23 protein-coding genes are annotated in these 25623 nt (G+C 51.3%); 22 read left to right on the top strand and 1 reads right to left on the bottom strand.

Annotation, left to right across the window (positions count from 1 at the left end; translation table 11 throughout):
* Positions 1-12 precede the first annotated feature (12 nt).
* The 22 genes from METLU_RS0110680 to METLU_RS0110575 all read left to right on the top strand — a co-directional run bounded on the left by METLU_RS0110680 (position 13) and on the right by METLU_RS0110575 (position 24907).
* Positions 13-1371, top strand: coding sequence for a V-type ATP synthase subunit B (locus tag METLU_RS0110680; RefSeq protein WP_027158202.1), 1359 nt, complete (start codon positions 13-15; stop codon positions 1369-1371).
* On the top strand, positions 1349-1942 hold the full coding sequence (locus METLU_RS0110675; RefSeq protein WP_027158201.1) for a V-type ATP synthase subunit D: 594 nt from the start codon (positions 1349-1351) through the stop codon (positions 1940-1942). Before METLU_RS0110680 ends, METLU_RS0110675 begins: the two co-directional genes overlap by 23 nt.
* Positions 1942-3750 carry a V-type ATP synthase subunit I gene (locus METLU_RS0110670; RefSeq protein WP_027158200.1) on the top strand — a complete coding sequence of 603 codons (1809 nt, stop codon included), beginning with the start codon at positions 1942-1944 and terminating at the stop codon, positions 3748-3750. The genes METLU_RS0110675 and METLU_RS0110670 overlap by 1 nt, the downstream gene beginning before the upstream one ends.
* On the top strand, positions 3743-4195 hold the full coding sequence (locus METLU_RS0110665) for an ATP synthase subunit C (protein WP_027158199.1): 453 nt from the start codon (positions 3743-3745) through the stop codon (positions 4193-4195). The genes METLU_RS0110670 and METLU_RS0110665 overlap by 8 nt, the downstream gene beginning before the upstream one ends.
* 11 nt (positions 4196-4206) lie before the next feature.
* The gene (locus tag METLU_RS0110660; protein WP_027158198.1) at positions 4207-4896 is read left to right on the top strand and encodes an ATP synthase subunit A; all 690 of its coding nucleotides are present in this window, start codon (positions 4207-4209) and stop codon (positions 4894-4896) included.
* Positions 4893-5576, top strand: a complete 684-nt coding sequence (locus tag METLU_RS0110655; protein ID WP_027158197.1) for a DUF2764 family protein — start codon at positions 4893-4895, stop codon at positions 5574-5576. Before METLU_RS0110660 ends, METLU_RS0110655 begins: the two co-directional genes overlap by 4 nt.
* A 36-nt stretch (positions 5577-5612) precedes the next feature.
* Positions 5613-7424: a V-type ATP synthase subunit A gene (locus tag METLU_RS0110650; protein WP_027158196.1), complete on the top strand. Its 1812-nt coding sequence runs from the start codon at positions 5613-5615 to the stop codon at positions 7422-7424.
* 85 nt (positions 7425-7509) lie between these two features.
* Positions 7510-7992, top strand: coding sequence for a low molecular weight protein-tyrosine-phosphatase (locus tag METLU_RS0110645; RefSeq protein ID WP_027158195.1), 483 nt, complete (start codon positions 7510-7512; stop codon positions 7990-7992).
* A 45-nt stretch (positions 7993-8037) separates the two neighbouring features.
* A complete protein-coding gene (locus tag METLU_RS0110640) occupies positions 8038-8757 on the top strand; it encodes a dienelactone hydrolase family protein (RefSeq protein ID WP_027158194.1) in 720 nt (239 codons plus the stop codon).
* A 169-nt stretch (positions 8758-8926) separates the two neighbouring features.
* On the top strand, positions 8927-11530 hold the full coding sequence (gene gyrA / locus METLU_RS0110635; RefSeq protein ID WP_027158193.1) for a DNA gyrase subunit A: 2604 nt from the start codon (positions 8927-8929) through the stop codon (positions 11528-11530).
* Positions 11530-12609 (top strand): 3-phosphoserine/phosphohydroxythreonine transaminase, encoded by a 1080-nt coding sequence (gene serC, locus METLU_RS0110630; RefSeq protein WP_027158192.1) that lies wholly within the window; start codon positions 11530-11532, stop codon positions 12607-12609. Before gyrA ends, serC begins: the two co-directional genes overlap by 1 nt.
* 15 nt (positions 12610-12624) lie before the next feature.
* Positions 12625-13710, top strand: a complete 1086-nt coding sequence (pheA, locus tag METLU_RS0110625; protein WP_027158191.1) for a prephenate dehydratase — start codon at positions 12625-12627, stop codon at positions 13708-13710.
* 34 nt (positions 13711-13744) lie between these two features.
* Positions 13745-14857: a histidinol-phosphate transaminase gene (gene hisC / locus METLU_RS0110620; RefSeq protein WP_027158190.1), complete on the top strand. Its 1113-nt coding sequence runs from the start codon at positions 13745-13747 to the stop codon at positions 14855-14857.
* Complete coding sequence (locus METLU_RS0110615) at positions 14850-15749, top strand: prephenate dehydrogenase (RefSeq protein WP_027158189.1); 900 nt, start codon at positions 14850-14852, stop codon at positions 15747-15749. The genes hisC and METLU_RS0110615 overlap by 8 nt, the downstream gene beginning before the upstream one ends.
* The gene (gene aroA / locus METLU_RS0110610) at positions 15727-17046 is read left to right on the top strand and encodes a 3-phosphoshikimate 1-carboxyvinyltransferase (protein ID WP_027158188.1); all 1320 of its coding nucleotides are present in this window, start codon (positions 15727-15729) and stop codon (positions 17044-17046) included. Before METLU_RS0110615 ends, aroA begins: the two co-directional genes overlap by 23 nt.
* The gene (cmk, locus tag METLU_RS0110605) at positions 17046-17702 is read left to right on the top strand and encodes a (d)CMP kinase (RefSeq protein ID WP_027158187.1); all 657 of its coding nucleotides are present in this window, start codon (positions 17046-17048) and stop codon (positions 17700-17702) included. The genes aroA and cmk overlap by 1 nt, the downstream gene beginning before the upstream one ends.
* Before the next feature lie 97 nt (positions 17703-17799).
* The gene (gene rpsA / locus METLU_RS0110600; RefSeq protein ID WP_027158186.1) at positions 17800-19461 is read left to right on the top strand and encodes a 30S ribosomal protein S1; all 1662 of its coding nucleotides are present in this window, start codon (positions 17800-17802) and stop codon (positions 19459-19461) included.
* 61 nt (positions 19462-19522) lie between these two features.
* Positions 19523-19828, top strand: coding sequence for an integration host factor subunit beta (locus METLU_RS0110595; protein WP_027158185.1), 306 nt, complete (start codon positions 19523-19525; stop codon positions 19826-19828).
* Between the two features lie 484 nt (positions 19829-20312).
* Positions 20313-20546 carry a FeoA family protein gene (locus tag METLU_RS0110590; RefSeq protein ID WP_027158184.1) on the top strand — a complete coding sequence of 78 codons (234 nt, stop codon included), beginning with the start codon at positions 20313-20315 and terminating at the stop codon, positions 20544-20546.
* The gene (gene feoB, locus METLU_RS0110585) at positions 20546-22885 is read left to right on the top strand and encodes a Fe(2+) transporter permease subunit FeoB (RefSeq protein WP_027158183.1); all 2340 of its coding nucleotides are present in this window, start codon (positions 20546-20548) and stop codon (positions 22883-22885) included. Before METLU_RS0110590 ends, feoB begins: the two co-directional genes overlap by 1 nt.
* The gene (locus tag METLU_RS0110580) at positions 22872-23099 is read left to right on the top strand and encodes a FeoC-like transcriptional regulator (RefSeq protein ID WP_027158182.1); all 228 of its coding nucleotides are present in this window, start codon (positions 22872-22874) and stop codon (positions 23097-23099) included. Before feoB ends, METLU_RS0110580 begins: the two co-directional genes overlap by 14 nt.
* Before the next feature lie 146 nt (positions 23100-23245).
* The gene (locus METLU_RS0110575) at positions 23246-24907 is read left to right on the top strand and encodes an ATP-binding protein (protein WP_027158181.1); all 1662 of its coding nucleotides are present in this window, start codon (positions 23246-23248) and stop codon (positions 24905-24907) included.
* Positions 24908-24953: 46 nt separating this feature from the next.
* On the opposite strand, the gene METLU_RS0110570 is transcribed toward METLU_RS0110575, so the two are convergent.
* Positions 24954-25601 (bottom strand): DUF2959 domain-containing protein, encoded by a 648-nt coding sequence (locus METLU_RS0110570; RefSeq protein WP_027158180.1) that lies wholly within the window; start codon positions 25599-25601, stop codon positions 24954-24956.
* Between the last annotated feature and the right edge of the window lie 22 nt (positions 25602-25623).

The raw sequence follows: 25623 nt of genomic DNA, 5'->3' as shown, positions 1-25623 counted from the left end.
TTGGAGTCGCCCGTGATTGAACGCATGGTCAGGCATCATAATATTATTGCCATTGTCGGCAATATTATTACCGTGCAGATCGCTACGGAAAAGCACGATATCAGCACGCGCTTCGGCGATCTGGCCCTGATCGAGGACAATAACGGCGCCGAATCCCTGGCGCAGGTGATCAGGATCGACGACAGCCATGTGTCGCTGCAAGTGTTTTCAGGTACACAGGGCATTTCCACGGCGGCTTCCGTGCGTTTTCTGGGTCATGCCATGCAGGTGACTTATTCGCCGAACATTCTGGGCCGCGTTTTTACCGGCACGGGCAAGCCCATGGACGGCGGCTCCAAGCTGGAACCCGACCCGAAAGTCGGCATAGGCGGGCCTACCGTCAATCCGATGAAGCGCGTGCTGGCTTCCAAAATGATGCGGACCAACGTGCCGATGATCGATTTGTTCAATTGTCTGGTTGAAAGCCAGAAAATCCCCATTTTTTCGATTTCCGGCGAACCTTATAACCCGTTTCTGGCGCGCATCGGCATACAGGCCGATGCCGATATCGTCGTGTTTGCAGGCCTGGGGCTGATTTTCGATGATTACCATTTTTTCAAGACCCGGTTCGAGCAGGCCGGCGTATTCGCCCGCACGGTCATGTACTGCAACATGGCGTCCGACCCTATTGTCGAGCGCCTGCTGGTGCCGGACATGGCCCTGGCCATCGCCGAGCGCTTTGCCGTGGAAGAAGGCAAGCGCGTGCTGGTGCTGATGACCGATATGACCGCTTACGCCGACGCCCTGAAAGAGGTCGGTGTGTCGATGGAGCATGTGCCGTCCAACCGCGGCTATACCGGCGACCTCTATTCGCAGCTGGCCCGGCGCTATGAAAAAGCCTGCGATTACAAAGGCGCGGGCACCGTGACGATTCTGACCGTGACGACGATGCCCGGCGATGATGTGACCCACCCGGTGCCCGACAACACCGGCTATATCACCGAGGGCCAGTTTTATCTGCATCATGCCATGCTCGATCCGTTCGGCTCGCTGTCGCGGCTGAAACAGCACGTGATCGGCAAAGTCACGCGCGAGGATCATGCCCAGATCATGAATACGATGATCCGTTTTTATTCGGCGGCCAATGAGGCCGAGCAGAAGCAGGCGATGGCGTTTGAACTGTCGTCTTTTGACGAAAAACTGCTGAAGTTCGGCAAATTGTTCCGCGAGCGGTTCATGGACATCAATGTCTCGATGACGCTTGAGGACGCGCTGGATCTGAGCTGGCAGACCCTGGCCGAATGTTTTACCGAAGACCAGCTGCTGATGAAGCAGGCGCTGATCGACAAATACTTCCCCAAGGATAGGCATGGCCAGGCTGTCGTTAAGTAAAACCGCGCTGCATAAGGAAACTGCCCTGCTCAAGCGCTACAGGCAATATTTGCCGTCGCTGGATTTAAAGCGCCGGCAACTGCTGGTCGAACGTTACAAGGCCACGGCAAAGTTGGCCGAAACCGAACAGATGATGCAGCAGTGCCGCGACTTCGTGAGCAAAGAATTGTCCATGCTCTCCGATACCCGGATTGATTTGCACGGTCTGGTGACTGTTTCTGCCGTCCAGGTCGGCGATGAGAATATAGTCGGCATTCATGTGCCTGTGCTTGAGCATATCGACATCCATATCCAACCCTATTCAACCTATGCCAAACCGCATTGGGTGGATGCGACGGTCATTCAGTTAAAGCGCATGATGGAACTGAAGATCCGGTCAAGAATTGACCGGCAACGCCTGGAGATTCTGGATGTTGCCGTTAAAAAAGTCACTCAACGTGTTAACCTGTTCGACAAGTTATTGATTCCCAGGACGGAGCGAAATATAAAAAAGATACGTATCTTCTTGTCGGATACGGAAAGAGCCAATGTCGTCAGAGCCAAAATCACCAAGCAAAAACGTCAGCACTAATGGCCATCGTAAGGTTAAAAAAGCTTACTTTCTGCAGTTTAATCAGTGAAAAATCGTTTATTCTGGAAGAACTGCAAAAACTGGGCGGCGTTCATCTTATTGCACTGAAGGACGACGGCTCGGCCGCGGCTGAAATCGCGTATTCAAAACTGGTTGAAAATGTCGGCAAGGCGCTGAAGTATTTGAAGCGCTGTGCCTATAAACGCCTTCAAGTGCATGATGCCGAGAATTTTGATCTGGACAGCGTGGTCAAGGCGGTGCTGGATATTCAGGCTGACAGGCGAAAACTGTTCGATAAGCGCGATGCGTTGCTGAAACGCATTCAGGAAATCGAGCCATGGGGCGATTTCCGTTTGCCTGAAGAGGAACTCATGCGCGGGTTGAAGCTCTGGTTTTACATCGTGCCGGAGCAGCTCATGAAACGTATGTGGGCCGTGGATCTGATCTGGCAGGTGGTGCACAAGGATAATTTATACAGCTATATAGTCGTGATTGCCGACCAGGAGCCGTCTGCGTCGATCATGCCTGTTGCCAGAACGCATGCCGGTAAAGTTCCTCTGTCCCGGTTAAAAAGCCAGCTCAATCATATCGAGCTGACCTTGCAGGACCTACAGGCCGAAAGAGAGTCCTTGACGCGCTGGATAGATTTGATTGAAGCCAATCTTGACGAGGTCGCCGATAAATGCAATTTGTTGGTCGCGCATTCGCTCACGCTCGACAGGGATGATATTTTTATCATCCAGGCCTGGGCTCCCGAGACGGAGCTTGCCACGTTTGGGCAGTTTGCCATTCAGCACCAGCTGGCGTTGGTCGCTGCGGATCCCGAAGCTGGCGAAATGCCGCCGACTTTATTGAAAAACCCAGAAAGCCTGGCGGGCGGTCAGGAAATCATCAGTTTTTATCAAACGCCGGGCTATTTTGATTGGGACCCGTCCGTGGCTGTGTTTTTCTCGTTCGCGCTGTTTTTTGCAATGATTTTGTCCGATGCCGGGTATGCGGGGCTGTTTATGCTGCTGTTGGCCGGCAAGTGGCGGGCTTTGGGGCAATCGGAAGCAGGCCTGCGCCTGCGCATGCTGGCTGTGGTCACGCTGGGGGCCGCGCTGATCTGGGGCATCATCGTAGGCAGCTATTTCGGCTACAGCCCGCGGCCGGATAGTGTTTGGGGCACACTAAAGTTACTGGACCTCAATGATTTCGATGCCATGATGCGTCTGTCAATCTTCGTCGGCGTCGTCCATATCGCGCTGGCCAACATTGTCATGGCCTATCAACGCCGGAGCAAGAGAACGGCATTGGCCCCCTTGGGCTGGTTGGCCGTTGTGATCGGCGGCTTTCTGGTCTGGCAAGCCTCAAACCAGCAGAATGATACGGTTCAACAGATAGGGTATGGCGCTCTGGCGGCGGGCGGTTTATGCCTGCTGATGTTCAGCAGCGAGCGCGCTATCGTCAAGCCGCTGGATTGGTTCTGGGTTTTTCTGGACGGACTCAAAAGCCTGACCGGACTGACTGAGATATTCGGCAATGTGCTGAGCTACTTGCGCCTGTTCGCGCTTGGCCTGGCAGGGGCTTCGCTGGCGCTGACGTTTAACCGGTTCGCCGAACAGGCTTATCACGCCGTGCCCGGAGTGGGGCTGTTGCTAAGCATTTTAATTCTGTTGTTCGGGCATTTTCTGAATCTGGCGTTATGCTTGATGAGCGGCGTCCTGCATGGTTTAAGGCTGAACTTTATCGAGTTTTATAAATGGAGCGTCTCTGACGAGGGCTATCCGTTCAAGCCGTTTTCTAAAAAAGGAGTATATCGTGACTGAATTTATCGTTATTTTTCTAGGCTGGATGGGCTTATTTGCGCCCATGGCGCTGGGCGCGATCGGCAGTATTATTGGCTGTACGATAGCAGGGCAGGCCGCCATCGGCGCCATGCTGGATTCCGAAAGCGGCTATGGCCGTTATGTCGGGGTTTCGGCCATGCCTTCCTCTCAGGTTATTTACGGCATTGTCGTCATGTTTACGCTGAATCGAACCATTACCGCCAATATTGCCCCGGGTATTTTCGCGATTGGCATCTTGTCCGCGCTGGCATTGATGTTGAGTGCCATCTACCAGGGGCAATGCTGCGCTTCGGCCATTCATGCGGCCAAAGCCAAGCCCGAGATTTTTGGGCTGTCCATAGCGCCGGCCGCGATTGTTGAAGGCTTTGCCGTTTTCACCTTTATATTCGCTTTGGTTCTGGCTGACGGTATTCCGAAAACCTGAAGGTATGGATCATGAACAATGAAAAGTTACCTTTTGCATCATCAGGCGTCGAAGCGCTGATTGAGCGGCTTAAAGAAGAAGGTATCGCCGCCGGACAGAAAAAGGCCGAAAGTATCGTCATCGATGCGGAGAAAAGGGCGGAATGGATTATCAAAGAGGCGCAACTTGAAGCACAGTCGTTGGTCAATGAGGCCAGGGCCGAGGCCGAAGCCATGAAAGCGGCCGGCGAGGACGCCTTGAAACTGGCGGCCAGGGATGTATTTCTGCAATTGCGCGATACGCTACTGGGCAGTTTCAGTCAGGAAGTTACGCGCGTGGTCGGCAAGCAAATGGCCCAGAAAGACTTTCTGGAAAAGCTGATCCTGGCCCTGGCGGGACGTGTTCGCGATAAAACGGACATCGACAGTAACCGGCAGGTTGTCATTCAGTTGCCGGAAGATGTGATCGGTGTTGAAGAATTGCGCCGGAATCCGGAAGAACTCAGAGAAGGCGCCTTAACGCGTTTAACGGCCTCGATAGCGGCCGATCTGCTGCGCGAGGGCGTCAAATTCGAGGTGTCCGATGATCTGAGTAGCGGATTGCTGATTAAGCTGGAGGAGGACAACATCGTGATCGATTTCTCGGACAAGACAGTGGCGGCGCTATTGCTGGATCATATTCAGCCGCGGTTTCGGGCCTTGCTGCAGGGCATTATCAAGTGATCGGCGAGCGTTTTAAATATACGATGCTGCTGGCGAGTCTGCCGCCGCATGCCCCGGATTTATTCTCGACCACGCAGACGCCCGTTTCGCGCTTTCAGCTGGATAAACGACTGGCCTTGTTGGAAGCCCGCGATGCCGACGATTTGCGGCATATTGAGGAATTATTGCACTGGGCGCATGCCGAAAGCAGGACCGATGAGCAGATTATAAAGAAAAGCCAGGAAACAATGGCATTGATCCATGATGACTTTCTGAAAAAACTGATTTGTTGGCGTCTGGAGTTAAGAACCCTCATTTCGGCGTTAAGAAAACGGCATGCCGGCCTGCCGGCGCCGGATAAACATGCATTTGCCGGTTTTGGCAAATGGCCGTTTTTTATCGTCAAAAACTGGCATGAACATGATTTCGGCGTCGGTTACCAAGTACCCTGGCTATCACAAGCGCAGGAATTGATTGCGCAAAACAGAAGCTATGCGCTGGAAAAGCTGTTGCTGAATCTGGTCTGGCAATATTATGCGCGGGAAGGCAGTCAGCATTATTTCGATTTTCCGGCTGTGGTGATCTATGTCTTGCGATGGAATGTGATCCATCGCTGGACTAACTACAATGCGGCGAGTGCCGCCGAGCGCTTTGATCAACTGGTTGATGCCGGGATCGAAAAATTGGTATTGAATGACTGATCTTAACGACCGGCGCGCACTGAATTTTGGAAAAACATGAATCGTGAAAATTTGACCACCGCCCGAATCATTGCGGTTCAGGATGATATTGTTTCCATCGAAACGCTTGAAGGCGTTGATTATCCGCTGACTAAAAACGAAGTCATCTATATTCATCCAGGCCGCGGCAAGGCCGGACATGCCGAGCGTCTGAAAGGAGAGGTCCTGAGAATTCGCGGCAGAAAGGCCGACGCCCAGGTTTATGAAAGCACCATCGGCATAGGCGTGGGCGATCTTGTAGAACAAAGCGGCGAGATGCTATCCGTGGAGCTGGGGCCGGGCCTGCTGGGAGAGGTCTATGACGGCTTGCAGAACCCGCTGGATCAACTGGCGACGGAATTCGGTTATTTCCTGCCGCGCGGCGTCGATCTGCCGGCGCTCGATGTCAATGCCAAATGGGCGTTTACGCCGGCTGTTCAGGTCGGAGCCGTGTTGTCCGCCAGCGCCGTGATCGGTACGGTGCCGGAGCGCGGTTTTATCCATAAAATCATGGTGCCGTTTGACGTAACAGGTCAGGTTAAAGTCATCTGGATACAGGAAGGTTCGGTCACGGTCAACGAGCCTGTCGCGATTATCAAGCTGGCAAACGGCAAGGAGCACGCTGTCACCTTGAAGCAGCGCTGGCCGGTGCGCAGGCCATTATCGCAGCAATTGATAAAAAACGGCGTGGTTCAGCAGCAGTACCCGGTTGAACCGCTGATCACGCATTTGCGCCTGATCGATACCTTCTTCCCGATTGCCAGAGGCGGCACAGGCTGTATTCCGGGACCTTTCGGGGCCGGCAAAACGGTGCTCCAGAATCTGATTTCGAGAAATTCCGAAGTCGATATCGTTATCATCGTGGCCTGCGGCGAGAGGGCCGGCGAAATTGTCGAGACGATTACCGAGTTTCCTCATTTGTCCGATCCCCGTGGCGGCGGATCGCTGATGGACCGGACCGTGATCATCTGCAACACCTCGTCAATGCCGGTCGCGGCGCGGGAGGCTTCCATTTATACCGGTATCACGATGGGCGAATATTACCGGCAGATGGGCTTGAATGTATTGCTGCTGGCCGATTCGACATCGCGGTGGGCGCAGGCCATGCGCGAAACCTCGGGCCGGCTGGAGGAAATCCCGGGCGAAGAGGCTTTTCCGGCTTACCTGGATTCGGCCATTAAAAATATTTATGAACGGGCTGGCGTTATTCTGACCCAGGACGGCTCCACCGGCAGTTTAACCATGATCGGCACGGTATCGCCGGCCGGCGGCAATTTTGAGGAGCCGGTGACGCAGTCCACGCTGGGCACGGTCAAAACCTTTTTAGGGCTCAGTGCCGACAGGGCCTATAAGCGCTTTTATCCGGCCGTCGACCCTTTATTGTCCTGGTCGCGCTATCTGGACCAGCTGAAGCCCTGGTATGAAGAACACCTGGGGGCGGGCTGGATGGCGAACGTATCAGCCATGCTGGCGTTGCTGAAGCGAGGCGATAATATCTACCAGATGATACAGGTCGCCGGCGAGGAGGGTATTACGCTGAACGATTTCGTGCTCTATCAGGAGGCCCAGTTCCTGGATATGGTGTATTTGCAGCAGGATGCGTTCGACGAAGTCGATGTGGCCGTGCCGATAAAGCGGCAAAGGGACAGTTTCAGGAAAATCATCGATCTGGTCAGCGCGGATTACCGATTCGCAGGCCGGGATGACGCGCGCGAATACTTCACACGCTTGACCGGGTTATTCAAGAATCTGAATTATGCGCGTCCGGAAGCGCCGGAATATGCCGAGTTGTTATCAAAAATTGACCGGCTGTGCCAATCCGCGCTTTGAAAGACTTGAGGCAAGAAGCTTTGTCGTATCTTCCCCGAATACTACGTAATATAATATTCGGCTAATTTTTTTAATCGGTAAAATCATGAAAAAAATCAAAGTTCTCTTTGTCTGCATGGGCAATATCTGTCGCTCACCGACTGCCGAAGGCGTTTTTGCGAAAATGCTGAAGGAACGCGATCTGGAACGGCATTTTCTGATCGATTCCGCCGGCACGCATGGTCATCACGTCGGCGAAGCGCCTGACTTGCGCGCGCAAAAAGCGGCACGCGGCCGCGGCGTGGAATTGACCCATTTACGGAGCAGAAAAGTTGTCATGGGCGATTTCGAGGATTTCGACTTTCTGCTGGCCATGGATGACGAAAACTATTCGATATTGCTCAACGCCTGCCCCGATCAACATAAAGACAAAATCAGATATTTTCTCGAATACGCGCCGCATCTGAAAACGCGCGAAGTGCCGGACCCTTACTTCGGCGGCGACTACGGATTTGAACGGGTGCTGGACATGGTGGAAGACGCGTCGGAAGGTTTCCTGAAAAGCTTGCAGGAAGCGGGCCGGTTATAGGCAGCTCAGCATACTTACAACACACTGGATGAGGATGACAGCACAATGGCAATCATATCGAATACCGTAGGTTATATGGATGGCGATGTACAACTGGAAGCATTTTTCGCTTTTGACGATGCTCTATCAGGCCGTCGCCCGGCGGTTTTAATCAATCATACCTGGGCGGGCAGGGATGAGTTTGTCGCCGAGAAAGCGCGCAAACTCGCCGAACTGGGTTATGTCGGCTTTGCCGTCGATATGTACGGCAAGGGGATTTTGGGTTCGGGCCCTGAAGAGAACGCCAGGCTGATGCAGCCTCTCATGGAGGATAGGGCCATGCTGCAAAAACGCATGCAGGCGGCCCTGTATGCCGTCAAGTTGCTGCCCTGGGTAGACGACAGCAAGATCGCCGCGATCGGCTTTTGCTTCGGCGGCTTGTGCGTGCTGGATCTGGCCAGAACCGGTGTCGACATAAAAGGCGTGATCAGTTTTCATGGCTTGCTGGGCGCGCCGGGCAATACCCAGGGCAACGCCATTAAAGCAAAAGTGCTCGCGCTGCACGGCCATGACGACCCCTTGGCTCCGCCCGAGCAGGTGCTGGCGTTCGAGCAGGAAATGACCGAAGCCGGAGCGGACTGGCAGTTGCACGCCTATGGTCATACGATGCATGCGTTTACCAATCCTGTCGCCAACAATCCTGATTCAGGCATGGTTTATCAACCCGCTGCCGACCGGCGCTCCTGGCAGACGATGCAAAATTTTCTGGCGGAGTTATTCCTTTAAGTAAAAGCCGCAACACTTCGACTCTACAGTGATAATTTGTTATAATTCACCGGTTATTAATCTCATGTAACCGGTGTCGGCCAAAAGGAATTTTGAAGGCGGCGCGGTTGCTTTATGAAGGAAAATCATGCCCGCTCCGTGCGCGGCATTTACGTATATATACGGATCAATGTCAGACTTCGCTAAAGAAATTATCCCGGTCAATCTCGAAGACGAGATGAAACAGTCGTACCTCGATTACGCCATGAGCGTGATTATAGGTCGAGCCCTTCCAGATGCCAGAGACGGTCTTAAGCCGGTTCACCGTCGTGTTTTATATGCGATGAGCGAACTGGGCAACGACTGGAACAAACCTTATAAAAAGTCGGCGCGTGTGGTCGGCGACGTCATCGGTAAATATCACCCGCATGGCGATACGGCCGTGTATGACACGATTGTTCGCATGGCGCAGCCTTTTTCCTTGCGTTACATGCTGGTCGACGGGCAGGGCAACTTCGGCTCCGTCGATGGTGACTCACCCGCCGCGATGCGTTACACCGAAGTGCGCATGTCGAAAATTGCCCATGACCTGCTGGCTGATCTCGACAAGGAAACCGTCAATTTCGCGCCCAACTATGACGAATCGGAGTCCGAGCCTACGGTACTGCCGACGCGTATTCCGACATTGCTGGTCAACGGTTCATCCGGTATCGCCGTCGGTATGGCAACGAACATACCGCCGCATAATCTGTCCGAAGTAATCACTGCTTGTCTGGCCTTGATCGACCAGCCTGAAACCACGATTCACGAATTGATGCAGTATATTCCGGGTCCTGATTTCCCTACCGCGGGCATTATTAATGGCGCTTCCGGCATTTACAGCGCCTATACGACCGGACGCGGCAAAATTTATTTGCGCGCGCGTTGCCATTTCGAAGATATAGGCGACAGCAGCCGGCAGGCGATTATCGCGACTGAGTTGCCTTATCAGGTCAACAAGGCGCGTTTGCTGGAGAAAATCGCCGAACTGGTCAAGGACGGCAAGCTCGAAGGCATTTCCGGCCTGCGTGACGAGTCCGACAAGGACGGCATGCGTATGGTGATCGAGCTGCGCCGCGGCGAAGTGCCGGAAGTCATCTTGAACAATCTCTACAAACAGACGCAGTTCCAGACCGTTTTCGGCATCAACATGGTGGCGCTGCTGGACGGGCGCCCGCACTGCCTGAATCTGAAAGAGGTGCTCAATGCTTTCATCGATCACCGCCGCGAAATCGTCACGCGCAGGACGATTTACAATCTGCGCAAGGCGCGTGAACGGGCGCATATTTTGGAAGGTCTGGCCGTCGCTTTGGCCAATATCGATGAGATGATCGATCTGATCAAGGCCGCCAGCAATCCGGCTGTGGCCAAGGAAGGGCTGTTGGCCAGAACCTGGAACGCAGGACTGGTTTCTTCGCTGCTCGAGCGGGCCGATGCCGACCGTTCACGGCCCGAGGATTTGCCTCCCGGATTCGGCCTGGTCAATGGCGCTTACCGTCTTTCCGAAGCACAGGCTCAGGCTATTCTCGATCTGCGCCTGCACCGTTTAACGGGGCTGGAGCAGGACAAGATCGTCAACGAATACAAACAGTTGCTGGAACAGATTGATGAATATCTGGCGATTCTCGGCAGCGATGTGCGACTGATGGAGGTCATCAGGGAAGAACTGGTCGCCATCAAGGAACAATATGCGGACGAGCGGCGTACTGAAATCATTCAGACGCATCTGGATTTGTCCGATGAGGATTTGATTACCGAAGAAGACATGGTCGTGACCATGTCGCATGAAGGTTACGTCAAGGCTCAGCCGTTGAGCGATTACAAGGCTCAGCGGCGCGGCGGCCGCGGCAAGTCGGCGACGGCGACCAAGGAAACCGATTTCGTCGACAAGCTGATCGTTGCCAATACGCACGATACGATTTTGTGCTTCTCGTCGTCAGGCAAGGTTTACTGGCTTAAAGTCTACCAATTGCCAGTAGCTAGCCGGGCCTCGCGCGGCAAGCCGTTTGTGAATTTATTGCCGCTGGAGCAGGGCGAGAAAATCAATGCGATGTTGCCGATCCGGGAGTTTTCCGATAATAAATTCATCTTTATGGCAACGGCCAGCGGTACGGTCAAAAAGACGCCGTTGATGGAGTTCGAGCGTCAACGCACCAGCGGTAAGATCGCGATTGATTTGAAGGAAAGTGATACTCTGGTCGGCGTGGACGTGACCGACGGCCAGAGGAACGTGTTATTATTCAGCAGCGACGGCAAGGCTGTCTGCTTTAATGAAGCCGATGTGCGCTCCATGGGCAGAACAGCGTCCGGCGTACGCGGCATCCGGTTGCAGGAAGGGCAGAAAGTCATCTCTCTGATTATCGCGACAGAAGGCACGGTGCTGAACATTACCGAGAACGGTTTCGGCAAGCGCACCCGGCTCGAAGAATTCACCTGCCACAGACGCGGCGGCCAGGGCTTGATTGCTATTCAAACGTCGAAGCGTAATGGTGCAGTCGTCGGAGCCGTACTGGTCAATGATCATGATGAAATTATGCTGATTACCGATGCCGGTACGCTAGTGCGTACGCGCGTTGACGGAATTTCGGTCGTCGGCAGAAATACCCAGGGTGTCACAGTCATTCGTCTGGATAAAAAAGAGAAAGTCGTCGGAGTCGATCGTATTGAAGGGGGACTAGCCGACGAAGAAGACGAAGATGTGATGGAATCGGAAACGGGAGTGTCTAATGAAGTTGAATCCGGAGAAGAATCCTAATGTCCAGAATTTATAATTTCAGTGCAGGTCCATCGGCGCTTCCCGAGCCGGTATTGCGTCAGGCTCAGGAAGAATTAATGGAATGGCGCGACAGCGGCATGTCCGTCATGGAAATGAGTCATCGCGGCAAGTTTTTTTCCATCATTGCCGAAGAACTCGAAAACGATCTCAGAGCCTTGCTGGCTATTCCCGACAATTACAGGGTTTTGTTCATGCAGGGCGGTGCAACGGCCCAGTTTTCGTTTATTCCGCAGAATATCCTGCGCGGCAGGACCAAAGCCTGTTATGTCAATACCGGCGCCTGGTCGGAAAAAGCCATGCAGGATGCGAAAAACTATTGCGAGGTCATCATCAGCGCGAGCTCGGAGGCGTCAAACTTCACGAATATTCCCGATGCTGCCGGCTGGGTGCTGGATGAGCAGGCGGCTTATCTGCACTATACGGCCAACGAAACCATTCATGGCGTGGAGTTTTCCGATATTCCCGAAAGCCACGGTTTGCCGCTGGTCTCGGATATGTCTTCCAATATTCTATCGCGCAAATTTGATCTGAGCCGATACGGTCTGGTTTACGCCGGTACGCAGAAAAACATGGGGCCAGCCGGCGTGACGGTTGTGATCGTCAGGGACGATCTGACAGGCGATGTCGGCAATCAAGTGCCTCCGGTCTTCAATTATGCCGAACAGGCAAAAAATCATTCCATGCTGAACACGCCGGCTACTTATAACTGGTATCTGGTCGGGCTGGTGCTGAAATGGTTGAAAGAGCAGGGCGGCGTCGAGGCCATCGAACAGCGCAATATTGCCAAAGCCGAGTTGTTATATAAGGCTATCGATCAATCGTCTTTGTATCGGAATCCGGTGGAGCCTTCCTGCCGTTCAAGAATGAATGTGCCGTTTATTCTGGCCGATCAGAATCTGGATAAGCCGTTTCTTGCGGCGGCCGAAGCGAACGGTTTGTTTGAATTAAAAGGGCATCGTTCGGTCGGCGGCATGCGCGCCAGTATCTATAATGCCATGCCTGAGGCGGGCGTGCGGGCGCTATGCGATTTTATGGCAGAATTTGAAAGAACCCATTAAACGAGAGCCGCCCTAATGACCTCAGTCACTCCACTTTCTGAAATAAGAGATAAAATCGATGCGATCGATAAGCAGATTCTGCAATTGATCAATCAGCGCGCGTGCTGTGCGATGGAAGTCGCCAAAACCAAGATTGCACAAGGCGAGAATGGCACTTTTTACCGGCCTGATCGCGAATCCCTGGTCTTGAGACGTATCAAGGAATTAAATAAGGGGCCTTTGTCCGATGATACCGCCATGCGTTTTTTCAGGGAATTGATGTCAGCGTGTCTGGCGCTGGAAAAGCCGCTCGATGTGGCTTTTTTAGGGCCTGAAGGCACATTTACCCAGCAGGCGGCTTTCAAGCATTTCGGGCATGCCGTTAAAACCGTGCCTTCCGCCACCATTAACGAAATCTTTAATTCGGTCGAGAGCGGCAATTGCCAGTTCGGTGTCGTGCCGGTGGAAAATTCCACGGAAGGCGTAATCAGCCATACCCTGGACCGGTTTCTCTCGTCTCCGCTGAAAATATGCGGCGAGGTTGAAATCAGGGTGCACCACAACCTGATGGGGAATGTGGAGAGTCTGGCCGATATTACCGAGGTTTTTTCCCATCAGCAATCGCTGGCCCAATGCCGGCAGTGGCTGGATAGGCATTTACCGCAGGCTCAGCGCATTGCCGTCAACAGCAATGCCGAGGCGGCAAGGCTGGTGTCGACCAAGATACAGGCTGCCGCTATTGCCGGTCAGGTAGCCGCCGAGCTATATGGTCTCAATATTCTGGAAAAGAATATTGAGGACGAACCCAACAATACGACGCGCTTTATCATTATCGGCCAGCAAACATCGGCTTCCACGGGCAACGATAAAACCTCGCTAGTGGTCTCTACAGGCAATCAGCCCGGCGCCTTGCACAAAATCCTGGAACCTTTTGCAAAATTCGGCATTGGCATGATGCATATCGAATCCCGGCCCTCACGGCAGGGCTTGTGGGATTATGTCTTCTTTATCGATATTGAAGGTCATTGTGAGGATGACTATGTGGCTCAGGCTCTGGCGCTGTTGGAAAACAATGTGCATATGCTCAATATCCTGGGCTCTTATCCTAAAGCCGTTCTTTAATTTTTATCTTATGGATGTGCCTTGAGCAGAATCAATGAATAACACTAATACTATTTACAATCTTGCCGTACCGGGTGTTCAAAAACTTATTCCTTATGTCCCCGGCAAACCGATTGAAGAGCTGGAGCGGGAGCTGGGGCTGGCACGGATTATCAAGCTGGCTTCCAATGAAAATCCCCTGGGACCGGGAAAAAAAGCGCTGGATGCCATTCAGGCAACTTTGCCGCAATTGGCGCTGTATCCCGATGGCAATGGCTTTAACCTGAAGCAGGCGCTGGCTCGTAAATATGACGTCGAGTCCAGCCAGATCACGCTGGGCAATGGTTCCAATGAGATTCTGGAATTGGTCGCCCGCGCTTTTTTAACGCCGGAACTGGAGGTGGTGTTCTCACAACATGCCTTCGCGGTCTATCCGATCGTGACGCAAGCGGTCGGTGCCAAGGCCGTGGTCGTGCCGGCCGTGAATTACGGTCATGACCTGGATGCGATGCTGCAAGCCGTTACCGAAAAAACGCGGCTTGTTTTTGTCGCCAACCCCAATAATCCGACCGGAACACTGGTCGATCAGGCCAGCCTGGAGCGTTTTATCAAGGCTTTGCCGGAAACCTGCCTGTGCGTGCTCGATGAAGCGTATTATGAATTCGTCAATAGCACTGATCCCGTCGATTCGATTGGCTGGCTGAAAAAATACCCAAACCTGCTGATTACGCGCACCTTCTCGAAAGCATACGGGCTGGCCGGATTGCGCGTAGGTTACGGCTTATCGAGCCCCGAACTTGCCGATATACTGAATCGGGTGCGGCAGCCCTTCAATAACAATATGCTGGCTTTGGCGGCTGCGGAAGCCGCTTTATCCGATACTGAGCATCTGCAGCGCACGATCGCCGTCAATACGCAAGGCATGCAGCAGTTAACGAACGGTTTCAAAACGCTAGGGCTGGAGTGGATTCCTTCACATGGCAACTTCGTTTCGGTTGATTTAAAACAGCCCGGACAGCCAGCTTATGAAACCTTGCTGAGAAAAGGCGTGATTGTCAGGCCCATAGCCAATTACGAAATGCCCAGCCATTTGCGTATCAGCATAGGTACAGAAGAGGAAAATCGGATTTTTCTCGATGCGTTAACAGATGTGTTAAACAATGTTTAACCGACTTTGTATTATCGGTGTCGGCCTGATCGGCGGCTCCATGGCGCGGGCTGCAAGGCGGTACGGATTAAGCAAGCAGATTGTCGGCTATGGACGCGAGCAGGATTTAAACAATCTGCAGACGGCGAAACGGCTGCAGGTCATCGATGATTATTATCTGAATATCGAGAAGGCGCTGGAAGATACCGACTGCGTCGTGATTGCCACGCCTGTCGGCTCGATGCCCAGTATTCTGGCTTTGCTGAAGCCGTTCTGGACGGGAAAAGCCATTTATACCGACGTAGGCAGCACCAAGGGCAGCGTCATTGTTGCGGCAAGGCAGGTTTTTGGTGCCGTGCCGGATAATCTGGTGCCGGCCCATCCTATTGCCGGGGCGGAGCAAAGCGGCGTGGAAGCCGCTGTGGACGATTTGTTTCTGAACAAGCGCCTGATTATCACGCCAGTCGAAAATACCCGATTGGATGCATTGCAGACAATCCAGCATTTCTGGGAAGGCCTGGGTTCTTCTGTATCCATCATGGATGTTGACCACCATGATGCGATTTTGGCGGCGACCAGCCATTTGCCTCATGTTCTGGCGTATTCATTGGTGGACATGCTCGGACGCAAGGATGAGCAAAGCGAAATCTTCAAGTATGCCGCCGGCGGCTTCAGGGACTTTACACGTATTGCCTCCAGCGATCCGACCATGTGGCTGGATATCTGCTCGGCCAATAAGGACCAAATCATTCCGTTAATTCAACAATTGAAGAGTGAGCTGGATAAAATAGAACAGATGCTGGCAAACGATGACAGCCGGCAGCTTTTTGAAACTTTCACGTATGCCCGAAATGCGCGGCAACGCTTTCTTGATCAGTTTGAAGGTAATAATGTCGAAAACAATAACATTTAAAGTACAGCCGGGCGGCAGATTGCAGGGTGAGGCGCGCGTGCCGGGCGATAAATCCATCTCGCACCGCTCGATTATGCTGGGCGCACTGGCTGAAGGCGTGACGCACGTCAAGGGCTTTCTTGAAGCGGAAGACGCATTGGCAACATTGCAGGCTTTCCGTGATATGGGCGTCCAGATTGACGGGCCGGTCAATGGCGAACTGACAATTCACGGCGTCGGCAAGCACGGCTTGAAAGCGCCTGAGAAGGAACTGTACCTTGGCAATTCGGGTACCTCCATGCGTCTGTTGAGCGGCTTATTGGCAGGACAGCCTTTCAATTCGGTCCTGACGGGCGATAAATCACTATCAGGAAGACCCATGAAGCGGGTCACCGAGCCATTGGCGGCGATGGGCGCCGATATCAAAACGACAGAGAAGGGCACGGCGCCTTTGCATATTACCGGCAAGGCAGGGCAATTGACCGGCATCGATTATGTCATGCCGATGGCCAGTGCCCAGGTCAAATCATGCCTGTTGCTGGCCGGTATGTATGCGCAAGGCGAAACCAGCGTGACCGAACCCGCCCCGACACGCGATCATACCGAGCGTATGCTGGCAGGTTTTTCCTACCCTGTAAAACAGCAGGGAAGCAAGGTCAGCATTAATTCCGACGGGTATCTGAAGGCGGCCGATATCGACGTGCCCAGCGATATTTCATCGGCGGCATTCTTCCTGGTCGGAGCTTCCATCGCGCCGGGTTCTGACCTGTTGTTAAGACACGTCGGCATTAATCCGACGCGTACTGGCGTGATCGATATTCTGAAGCTGATGGGCGCTCGTATCGAAGTGCTTAACGAGCGTGTTGTTGGCGGCGAGCCGGTGGCTGATCTGCATGTGGTTTACAGCCCGTTAAAAGGCATCGAAATACCGGAAGCGCTGGTGCCGCTGGCTATCGACGAATTTCCTGTGCTATTCATAGCCGCTGCCTGCGCGGAAGGACAAACACGTTTGACAGGCGCGGAAGAACTCCGGGTTAAGGAATCGGACCGGATTCAGGTGATGGCCGATGGCCTGCAAATTTTGGGCATCAATGCGCAACCTACGGCGGACGGCATGATTATTCAGGGCGGGCCGATAGGCGGCGGCGAAGTGATCTCACATGGCGATCACCGCATCGCGATGTCTTTTTCAATCGCCGGACTGCGCGCTGCCACGCCTATTACCATTCATGATTGCGAGAATGTGAATACGTCTTTTCCGGAATTCAAGGATCTGGTCAAGAGTCTGGGGCTCGATCTGGTTTGTGGAGAAATGTAATGGCTATACCGGTTCTAACGATCGACGGGCCTAGCGGGGCAGGTAAAGGCACGGTCAGTCGGGCCGTGGCAAAAAAACTGGGTTGGCATTATCTCGATAGCGGCTCTATTTACCGCTCATTGGCAATTGCCGTATTAAAGCAGAATGTCGAACTGACTAATGAGCCCGGGATTGTAAAAACAGCGCAATCCATGTCGTTAGAGTTTGAGTGTGATGATGAGTTGGTCGTCAAGCTCGATGGCGAGGATATTACCTCTCAACTGGGCCTTGAAAGTACAGGCAATGCGGCTTCAGTTATTGCCGCTTTACCGGAAGTGCGCCGCGTGTTGCTACAAAAACAAAGGGATTTCAGGAAAATGCCGGGGCTGGTGGCTGATGGACGCGATATGGGGACTGTGGTTTTTCCTGATGCCGAAATAAAGGTATTTTTAACGGCCAGCGCTACCGAAAGAGCCCAAAGACGATATAAACAGTTGATAGAAAAAGGAATTGATGCTAACCTTTCGCTCTTGACAAATGAGATAGAAGAGCGCGACCGTCGTGACACGGAACGAAAAACGGCTCCATTGGCCATGGCTAGCGATGCGCTTTATATTGATTCCTCTGATATGACAATTGATTCGGTCATTGAAGAGATACTAAATTTGATCCGTTAAGGATTTTTTTACAGCTGCATGCATTATATGCAGCATTTTTTTAACTTTGACAACGAGAAGGCTTGTTCGAATTTTAACAGGCTTGGGAAAATTGAAAATGAGCGAAAGCTTTGCGGAATTATTTGAAGAAAGTCTAACCAAAACAGAAATGCGTCCTGGCGCCATGTTAATGGGTACCGTGGTCGATATCGAAAACGATATGATCATCGTTAGTACTCACTCTAAATCAGAAGGTGTCATTCCAAAATGGCAGTTTTTGAATAATGACGGCGAACTGGAAGTTAAAGTCGGTGACGAGATCGAAGTTGCCCTTGATTTATTTGAAGATGGTTTAGGCGCTACACTTCTTTCCCGAGATAAAGCGAAGAAAAACAAAGCTTGGTCTGAACTGGAAACTGCATTTGAAAAAGAAGCTACGATTACCGGTCGTATTACCGGTAAAGTACGCGGTGGTTTCACCGTTGCTGTCGGTGCATTACGTGCGTTTCTGCCAGGATCATTGGTTGATGTGCGCCCAATCAGAGACACGACTTTCCTGGAAAATCGTGATCTGGAATTCAAAGTTATCAAGATCGACCAGAAACGCAATAACGTCGTTCTGTCACGTCGTGCAGTTGTAGAAAAAGAATACAGCGCGGAAAGAGAAGAATTACTGAAGACCCTGGAAGAAGGTGCAATCGTTACCGGTGTGGTTAAAAACCTGACCGATTACGGTGCATTTATCGATCTGGGCGGTATTGACGGTCTGTTGCACATTACCGATATGGCATGGCGTCGTGTGCGTCATCCTTCCGAGTGTGTCGAAATCGGTCAGGAAATCCAGGTTAAAGTCTTGAAATACGACAAAGACAAAAACCGTGTTTCATTAGGCATGAAACAAATGGGTGAAGATCCATGGCAAAACATTAACCGTCGTTACCCTGCCGGAACCCGCGTATTCGGTAAAGTGAACAATCTGACTGATTACGGTTGCTTCGTTGAAATCGAAGAAGGCGTGGAAGGTCTGGTGCACGTGTCTGAAATGGATTGGACTAACAAAAACGTTAACCCATCCAAGATCGTACAGTTGGGCGATGAAGTTGAAGTCATGGTGCTGGAGATCGACGAAGAGCGTCGTCGTATTTCTCTGGGCATGAAACAATGCAAAACCAACCCTTGGGATGAATTTGCGGCGACTCATAACAAAGGCGACAAGATTTCAGGCAAAATTAAATCGATCACTGATTTTGGTATCTTTATCGGTCTGGAAGGCGGCATTGATGGTCTGGTGCATATGTCCGACATCTCTTGGGCAGATGACGGCGAAGCAGCTGTCCGCGAATTCAAAAAAGGCGACGAGCTGGAAACTGTTATTTTAGCGGTTGATTCCGAGCGTGAGCGTATCTCTCTGGGTATCAAACAGCTTGAGCAGGATCCGTTCCAAAACTTCCTGGCGACTCACGAGAAAGGCAGCCTGGTCACCGGAACTGTCAAAGAAGTTGATGCCAAAGGCGCCGTTGTCACATTAGTAGATCATGTCGAAGGCTATTTACGGGCTTCCGAGATTCAACGCGATCGCGTCGAAGATGCACGCACCTTCCTGAAAGAAGGCGATACGCTTGAAGCTAAATTCATCGGTGTGGATAAGAAAAGCAAAACTATTTCTTTATCCATTAAAGCTAAAGATCAGGACGAAGAGTCTCATGCTATTAAGGATTATTCCCAGCAATCAGCTGGTACGCCTACCCTAGGCGATATCTTTAAACAAATGGAAAAATAAAAACTATACGGGGTATGCGGTCATGCATACCCCTTTTGATTTTATTTGCACAGGATAGAATGTGACAAAATCCGAATTGATTGAAGCGCTTGCTAGACAACAACCTCATCTTGCACAAAAAGATGTGGAACTGGCAGTAAAATGCATCATTGAGAAAATGAATCAGGCATTATCCTCCGGTGAACGCATTGAGATTAGAGGTTTTGGCAGTTTTTCCCTGCATTTACGCCCGCCGCGCATGGGTCGTAATCCTAAAACGGGTGATTCTGTGGCATTAGCAAAAAAATATGTACCGCATTTCAAACCGGGCAAAGAACTTCGCGACAGAGTTGATGAGTCGCGCGGAAAATGCAAAATAATTGATTGAATAACCATCAGCGCAATGAATCAAGCCGGAAATTATAATAGCTGTTAGAGTATTAATTTTTCTGATGTTTTTTCATTGCGTTGATTTTTCTTTATTCAATTTCCACATCTCCGGTGCAAATAAATTTATATTTCACCGCCTTTCTTGATTTCTCTAATGCTGGCGCTCATTCTTGAGCTATTTGTCGACAGTATCGCTAGCTTTTTGATCTTGCTGCTGAAGTCTCGGTTCGCTTTTATTTAAACTAAAAATTGCTAAAATTTAGCCATGCCTTTGTGGTTCCTCTGACCTTTCATTTTATTCTCTCATTTTTCATCTGATCACTGAAAAAGTCGGTGAAAATTGATTTGATCCATAGTAATGGAATACGAGTTTTTGAGTGTGTTAGGTTATTGTGATATAGTCATTCTTAATGAGAACGATTATTGATTAGAGTCTGTTCCATTTGCATGTTTCAACAACTCCTAATACCCAAGGCTAAATTATGTGGTTACGCTTAAAAAATCTTGCTGTTGGAGACTCAGGGAAAATAGTCGGCTTTGACGCATCAGGTAAAGCCTATCGTAAACGATTGCTGGCTATGGGATTGACGCCGGGTACCGATTTTAGTATTACCCGCTTTGCTCCCATGGGTGATCCGGTTGAAATCAAACTGCGCGGGTTTTCATTGACCCTGCGTAAGGATGAAGCCGCGATTCTGCTGATAGAGAAAATTTGATGAGAGCCGATTTCACGGTGGGCGTGGTAGGCAATCCCAATTGCGGCAAGACCACACTTTTCAATGCTCTCACCGGCGCCAGGCAGTATGTTGGCAATTGGCCAGGCGTTACAGTCGAGAAAAAAACCGGCGAATATATATTCGATAATAAGGTTATTGAACTGGTTGATTTACCGGGAACCTATTCTCTAGAAGCCGCTGATGATCAAGTCTCTTTGGATGAGAAAGTCGCGCGCGATTATGTGGCATCCAAGGAAGCCGACTTAATCATCAATATCATCGATGCGTCCAGTATAGAAAGAAATCTTTATCTAACCTCGCAGTTGATCGAAATGCGGGTACCGATGATTTTAGTGCTCAATATGATGGACGTCGTTAAGCAGCGAGGCGTTAAAATTGATGTTGATTTTCTTGCCGAGCAATTAGGCTGCCCTGTAATTCCCATCAGCGCCTCGACGAAAGGTGGCATTAAAGCTTTAAAAGCGGCCATCAACAGCTCGGCTATGGCGAAGCCGGTGCCGACCGTAAAAATAACGTATCCGCCTGCATTAGAGCAGGCTATCGACGACCTGTCATCATTCCTGCTTGATGCAGCGGAACAGCATCAGTGTGATCGGCGCTGGCTGGCCGTTCGATTGCTGGAAGACGATACGTTGGCCAAACGGTTGGCAGGCAACGAGCTATTGCCCGAAGTATTAAAATTGCAGCGGAGGGTAGAAGCGATGGCAGACGATGAAATCGATATCCTTGCCGCCGATGCCCGCTACGGGTTTGTCAACCAGCTGACCCAGGGGGCAGTCTGCAAACTGCATGAAATCAGCCGGCACACGACCGATAAAATCGACCATATCGTCCTGAATAGATTTCTGGGCATTCCGGTTTTTTTGCTGGTCATGTACGCGATGTTCATGTTCACGATAAATATCGGCAGCGCTTTTGTTGATTTTTTTGATCAAGCAGTAGGTGCCTTATTGGTCGATGGCTTAAGCCAGGTGCTGACGGCGCTGAATTGGCCCGAATGGTTAATCGTCATGTTGGCTAACGGCATTGGTGGAGGCATCCAAGTCGTCGCTACTTTTATTCCTATCGTCGGCTTTCTGTTCATGTTTCTTTCGGCTCTGGAGGATTCGGGCTATATGGCCAGGGCGGCTTTTGTCATGGATCGGTTCATGCGCATGATCGGATTGCCGGGTAAATCCTTCGTTCCGATGATCGTCGGTTTCGGCTGTAATGTGCCGGCCATTATGGCGACGCGGACCCTAGAAAATCAGCGCGACAGAATTCTCACTAATTTGATGAATCCGTTCATGTCTTGCGGCGCCAGATTGCCTGTTTATGCCTTGTTTGCAGCGGCCTTCTTTCCCGTCGGCGGCCAGAATCTGGTTTTCGGTTTGTACCTGTTGGGCATCATCGTGGCTGTACTGACTGGCTTGATCATGCGCCATACACTATTTAAAGGCGAATCCGCACCATTTATCATGGAATTGCCGACCTACCATATGCCGACTCTGAACGGAGTTTTTATCCGGACCTGGGACCGGCTTAAATCCTTTTTATTCAATGCGGGCAAGGTTATTGTACCCATGGTGCTGGTGCTCAACTTTCTTAATGCCTGGGGCACGGATGGCAGCTTTGGCCAGGAAAACAGCGATAAATCAGTGTTGAGCGAGATCGGCCGAAGTCTGACCCCGGCTTTTAAACCGATGGGCATTGATAATGACAATTGGCCGGCAACGGTCGGTATTTTTACCGGCGTATTGGCAAAAGAGGCTGTGGTCGGAACCCTTGACGCTTTATACAGCCAACTCGGAACGTCTGAACAGGATGCGACAGATAAGGCAGAGTTTGATCTTAAAGAGTCTTTGGTCAGCGCCTGCCTGACCGTGCCTGAAAACTTGAAGGCTGTGGCTGATAATCTACTGGACCCGTTGGGACTGAATATTGGCAAGGTCAGTGATATCGATTCAGCCGCCAGTGAGCAGAAGGTCAATACCGGTACCTTTGCGGCCATGCAAAACAGTTTTGACGGTCAGTCCGGAGCCTTTGCCTATTTGTTATTCATTTTATTGTATGCGCCTTGTGTGGCAGCGACTGCCGCCATCTATAGGGAAACCAGTCTGGGCTGGACAGTGTTTGTCGTGTTCTGGACCACAGGCATGGCTTATATGACGGCCACTGTCTTTTACCAAGCCATGACTTACAGTCGGCATCCTGAATATTCCCTGGCCTGGATGGCAGGATTGATACTGGCCTTTGGGTCGGTGCTGTTCGGCTTGTGGTTATTCGGAAGAAATAGCGGCGCAAGAATTACGCGGGAGCCTTATAGTGATACTGTCTGATTTGAGAAGCTATTTACAACAGCAGCGCCGGGTTGCCCTGATAGACCTGGTTAATCATTTTGGCACCGATGCCGATGCGCTGCGCGGTATGCTGAACAAATGGGTCAGCAAAGGCAGAGTTCGTAAAATGCCGCTGGAATCATCCTGTGGCACCAGTTGTTGCAAATGCGATCCGGCTTTGACAGAGCTTTATGAATGGATCGATGAAAAGTGATTAACCCCTAAGCGCTGATTCCTGAGCGTCCTTATTCAAAAACATCCAAATGAGGGACAATAGGGTTTTCGCCTGATGCCTTATGTCTTGTGCCTTTCGGAAACTGGACTAAGCTTGTTATATTTATTTCATAGACGAGTATGACAATGTCCGAGCAACAATCCGATATCCTGATCGGCTATTTATCCGAAGTCCGTGGCGACGGCATGGATGCCAGAATAACCGAAGAGCATTCAAACGACTCACCTATCATCAAAGTAGGCGACGAAGAAATACTGGCTGGTCATATCGGATCTTATGTCGTTATCCGGCAGGCCAATATCGGCGTTCTGGCGCTGGTCTTCAAGATGTGGGAAAAAGACCACTTCGACAATGACGACAGACGCAAGTCGGACCGGTTTATCTCTCTGATTCCCGTCGGCGAGATTCAGAGCGACGGTACTTTCATTCGAGGTGTGCGCCATTACCCGACACCGGGCGCGAAAGTCTATGCGGTGGGCTTAAATGAAATCAACGCTATTTTCTCGAAGTTTCGCGAGTACAAATTTTTTATCGGCCAACTGGCCTCGCATAAAGATTATCACTTAAGCTTGGATCCGCGCGCGCTTTTTGGCCGCCATTTCGCCATCGTCGGGCAGTCGGGCTCGGGTAAGTCATGGACCGTCACGAGTCTGATTCAGAATACGATCAAGGCGATGCCCAAAAGCCATATCATCATGCTGGACCTGCACGGCGAGTATTGCTGGAAAGATAATGACGGTATGATTCAATCGGCGTTTCCCGACGAGCTGGTCAATTATGTCGATGCCATGGAAATGGAAATGCCGTACTGGATGATGACCTATGCCGAACTGGTCGATTTGTTCATAGACCGGGACGACAAAGGCGCCACGTTGCAAATGTCATTCCTGCGCGAAGTGTTGCAGCAACTCAAACGCAAGGAAGCCAAAAGGATCGGCTTGTCGACGGTGTCGATCGATACGCCGATTTATTTCTCATTGGCCGAGATGTACATGCAATTCAAGGCCGCCAACGAAGAGCGGAAAGACTTCGGCAAAGTGCAGGGCGCCTTGTTCGGCCAATTCGACGAATTCCTGATCAGAATGCAAAGCCGGTTCAACGACGTCCGTTATGATTTCCTGCTGAAACCGAAAATACGCAACAATTCCGAAAGTATGTCCGATTTGCTGCGGCAGTTTGTCGGACTCGGCAATAAGAAAGCCAATATTACCGTGGTCGATTTAAGTTCCGTGCCGACCGACGTCAGGCCGGCTGTTTCCGCCCAGGTTGGCCGCCTGGCGTATGAATTCAATTACTGGAATCCGCGTCGGCGTGATTTTCCGATCACACTAATCTGCGAAGAGGCGCATGCCTATATTCCCAGAGAGAAGAACGGCCCATTCGAAGGCACTAAGAAGATGATGGAACGTATCGCCAAGGAAGGGCGTAAATACGGTGTATCGATTGGCGTTGTCAGCCAGCGGCCTACCGAATTGTCGGAAACGATGCTGTCGCAATGCAGTTCATTTATCTGTTTGCGTACATCGAATCCGGACGACCAGGCCTACATTAGACGACTGGTTCCTGAAGCCGAAGGCGATTTAACCGACATCCTGAGTTCTCTAGGCAGGGGCGAGGCGCTGGTGCTGGGTGAGGCGGCGCCGTTACCGACGCGCGTGCAGATCTATCGGCCTAATCCGGAACCGAAAAGTAACGACGTTGATTATTTTACCAGCTGGCGGGAAGGTCCGGCCGATCTGAATGTCGATGAAATAGTCCAGTTCTGGCGAACCCAGACCCGAAAGTAATGTGCTACCCCCTGTGCAGCCGAAATGCTGCGCAGGGGGTAGGGGCTTATTGCCTATCTATGGTTTTAATGAAGGCATTGGCTTCATGAATCGACTTCTCCATGGCCGCAATCAAGGCCGATACATCGGATTGCACCAGGCCCAATTGCCCTTTTAACGAAGCGATCGCCTGAGCATTCAGGTTGTGTTTTAAATATAAGACCTGATCCTTGAACACGCTTAACACCGGCTCCATTTTTGCTTCAGCGCGTTTCATGGCGGTGATAAGTTGCTTGTAGTGCGCTTTGGTCGCCGTCAATTTCTGCTGGCTGCTGCGCTTCAGCGAGGCATTGCTGTATTGACTTAACTCACTTTCCCATTCGCTGAATAGTGCGCCGGAAACGTCCTCGATGTCGCTGATGCGCTTTCTGACTTCCTCGGCTTTTCTGACGCTATCCTCGTATTCACTGTTGAGCTTGTTGTAGGTCGCCTCAAGATCTCCGCCTTTAAAATTAGTCAGGACAGTGAATTGTTCCAGCGCCGACTTGAATTGCTCCTTGGTTTCTTCCTGCGTATCGCGAGCCTTCTCCACCCGATAAACCATGACCTCGCGTTTAGGAATCCCTATTTTTTCCAGACCGCCGTAATACATACTTGAGCAGGCAGTCAAAGAGAACACTGAACCAATTAAAATAAAACGCTGAAGAAAAATCATAAAAACTCCTGTCATTAGATTG

Origin of the sequence: Methylobacter luteus IMV-B-3098 (assembly GCF_000427625.1) — a bacterium.
GTDB lineage: Bacteria > Pseudomonadota > Gammaproteobacteria > Methylococcales > Methylomonadaceae > Methylobacter > Methylobacter luteus.
Note: the sequence above shows the minus strand (reverse complement) of the source record. Positions and strands in the feature narration are given on the sequence as shown.

Coding starts and splice junctions, on each gene's coding strand:
- METLU_RS0110675 (WP_027158201.1), top strand. CDS start 1,349: ATGGCCAGGCTGTCGTTAAGTAAAACCGCGCTGCATAAGGAAACTGCC.
- METLU_RS0110670 (WP_027158200.1), top strand. CDS start 1,942: ATGGCCATCGTAAGGTTAAAAAAGCTTACTTTCTGCAGTTTAATCAGT.
- METLU_RS0110660 (WP_027158198.1), top strand. CDS start 4,207: ATGAACAATGAAAAGTTACCTTTTGCATCATCAGGCGTCGAAGCGCTG.
- METLU_RS0110650 (WP_027158196.1), top strand. CDS start 5,613: ATGAATCGTGAAAATTTGACCACCGCCCGAATCATTGCGGTTCAGGAT.
- METLU_RS0110645 (WP_027158195.1), top strand. CDS start 7,510: ATGAAAAAAATCAAAGTTCTCTTTGTCTGCATGGGCAATATCTGTCGC.
- METLU_RS0110640 (WP_027158194.1), top strand. CDS start 8,038: ATGGCAATCATATCGAATACCGTAGGTTATATGGATGGCGATGTACAA.
- gyrA (WP_027158193.1), top strand. CDS start 8,927: ATGTCAGACTTCGCTAAAGAAATTATCCCGGTCAATCTCGAAGACGAG.
- serC (WP_027158192.1), top strand. CDS start 11,530: ATGTCCAGAATTTATAATTTCAGTGCAGGTCCATCGGCGCTTCCCGAG.
- pheA (WP_027158191.1), top strand. CDS start 12,625: ATGACCTCAGTCACTCCACTTTCTGAAATAAGAGATAAAATCGATGCG.
- hisC (WP_027158190.1), top strand. CDS start 13,745: ATGAATAACACTAATACTATTTACAATCTTGCCGTACCGGGTGTTCAA.
- METLU_RS0110615 (WP_027158189.1), top strand. CDS start 14,850: ATGTTTAACCGACTTTGTATTATCGGTGTCGGCCTGATCGGCGGCTCC.
- aroA (WP_027158188.1), top strand. CDS start 15,727: ATGTCGAAAACAATAACATTTAAAGTACAGCCGGGCGGCAGATTGCAG.
- cmk (WP_027158187.1), top strand. CDS start 17,046: ATGGCTATACCGGTTCTAACGATCGACGGGCCTAGCGGGGCAGGTAAA.
- rpsA (WP_027158186.1), top strand. CDS start 17,800: ATGAGCGAAAGCTTTGCGGAATTATTTGAAGAAAGTCTAACCAAAACA.
- METLU_RS0110590 (WP_027158184.1), top strand. CDS start 20,313: ATGTGGTTACGCTTAAAAAATCTTGCTGTTGGAGACTCAGGGAAAATA.
- feoB (WP_027158183.1), top strand. CDS start 20,546: ATGAGAGCCGATTTCACGGTGGGCGTGGTAGGCAATCCCAATTGCGGC.
- METLU_RS0110575 (WP_027158181.1), top strand. CDS start 23,246: ATGTCCGAGCAACAATCCGATATCCTGATCGGCTATTTATCCGAAGTC.
- METLU_RS0110570 (WP_027158180.1), bottom strand. CDS start 25,601: ATGATTTTTCTTCAGCGTTTTATTTTAATTGGTTCAGTGTTCTCTTTG.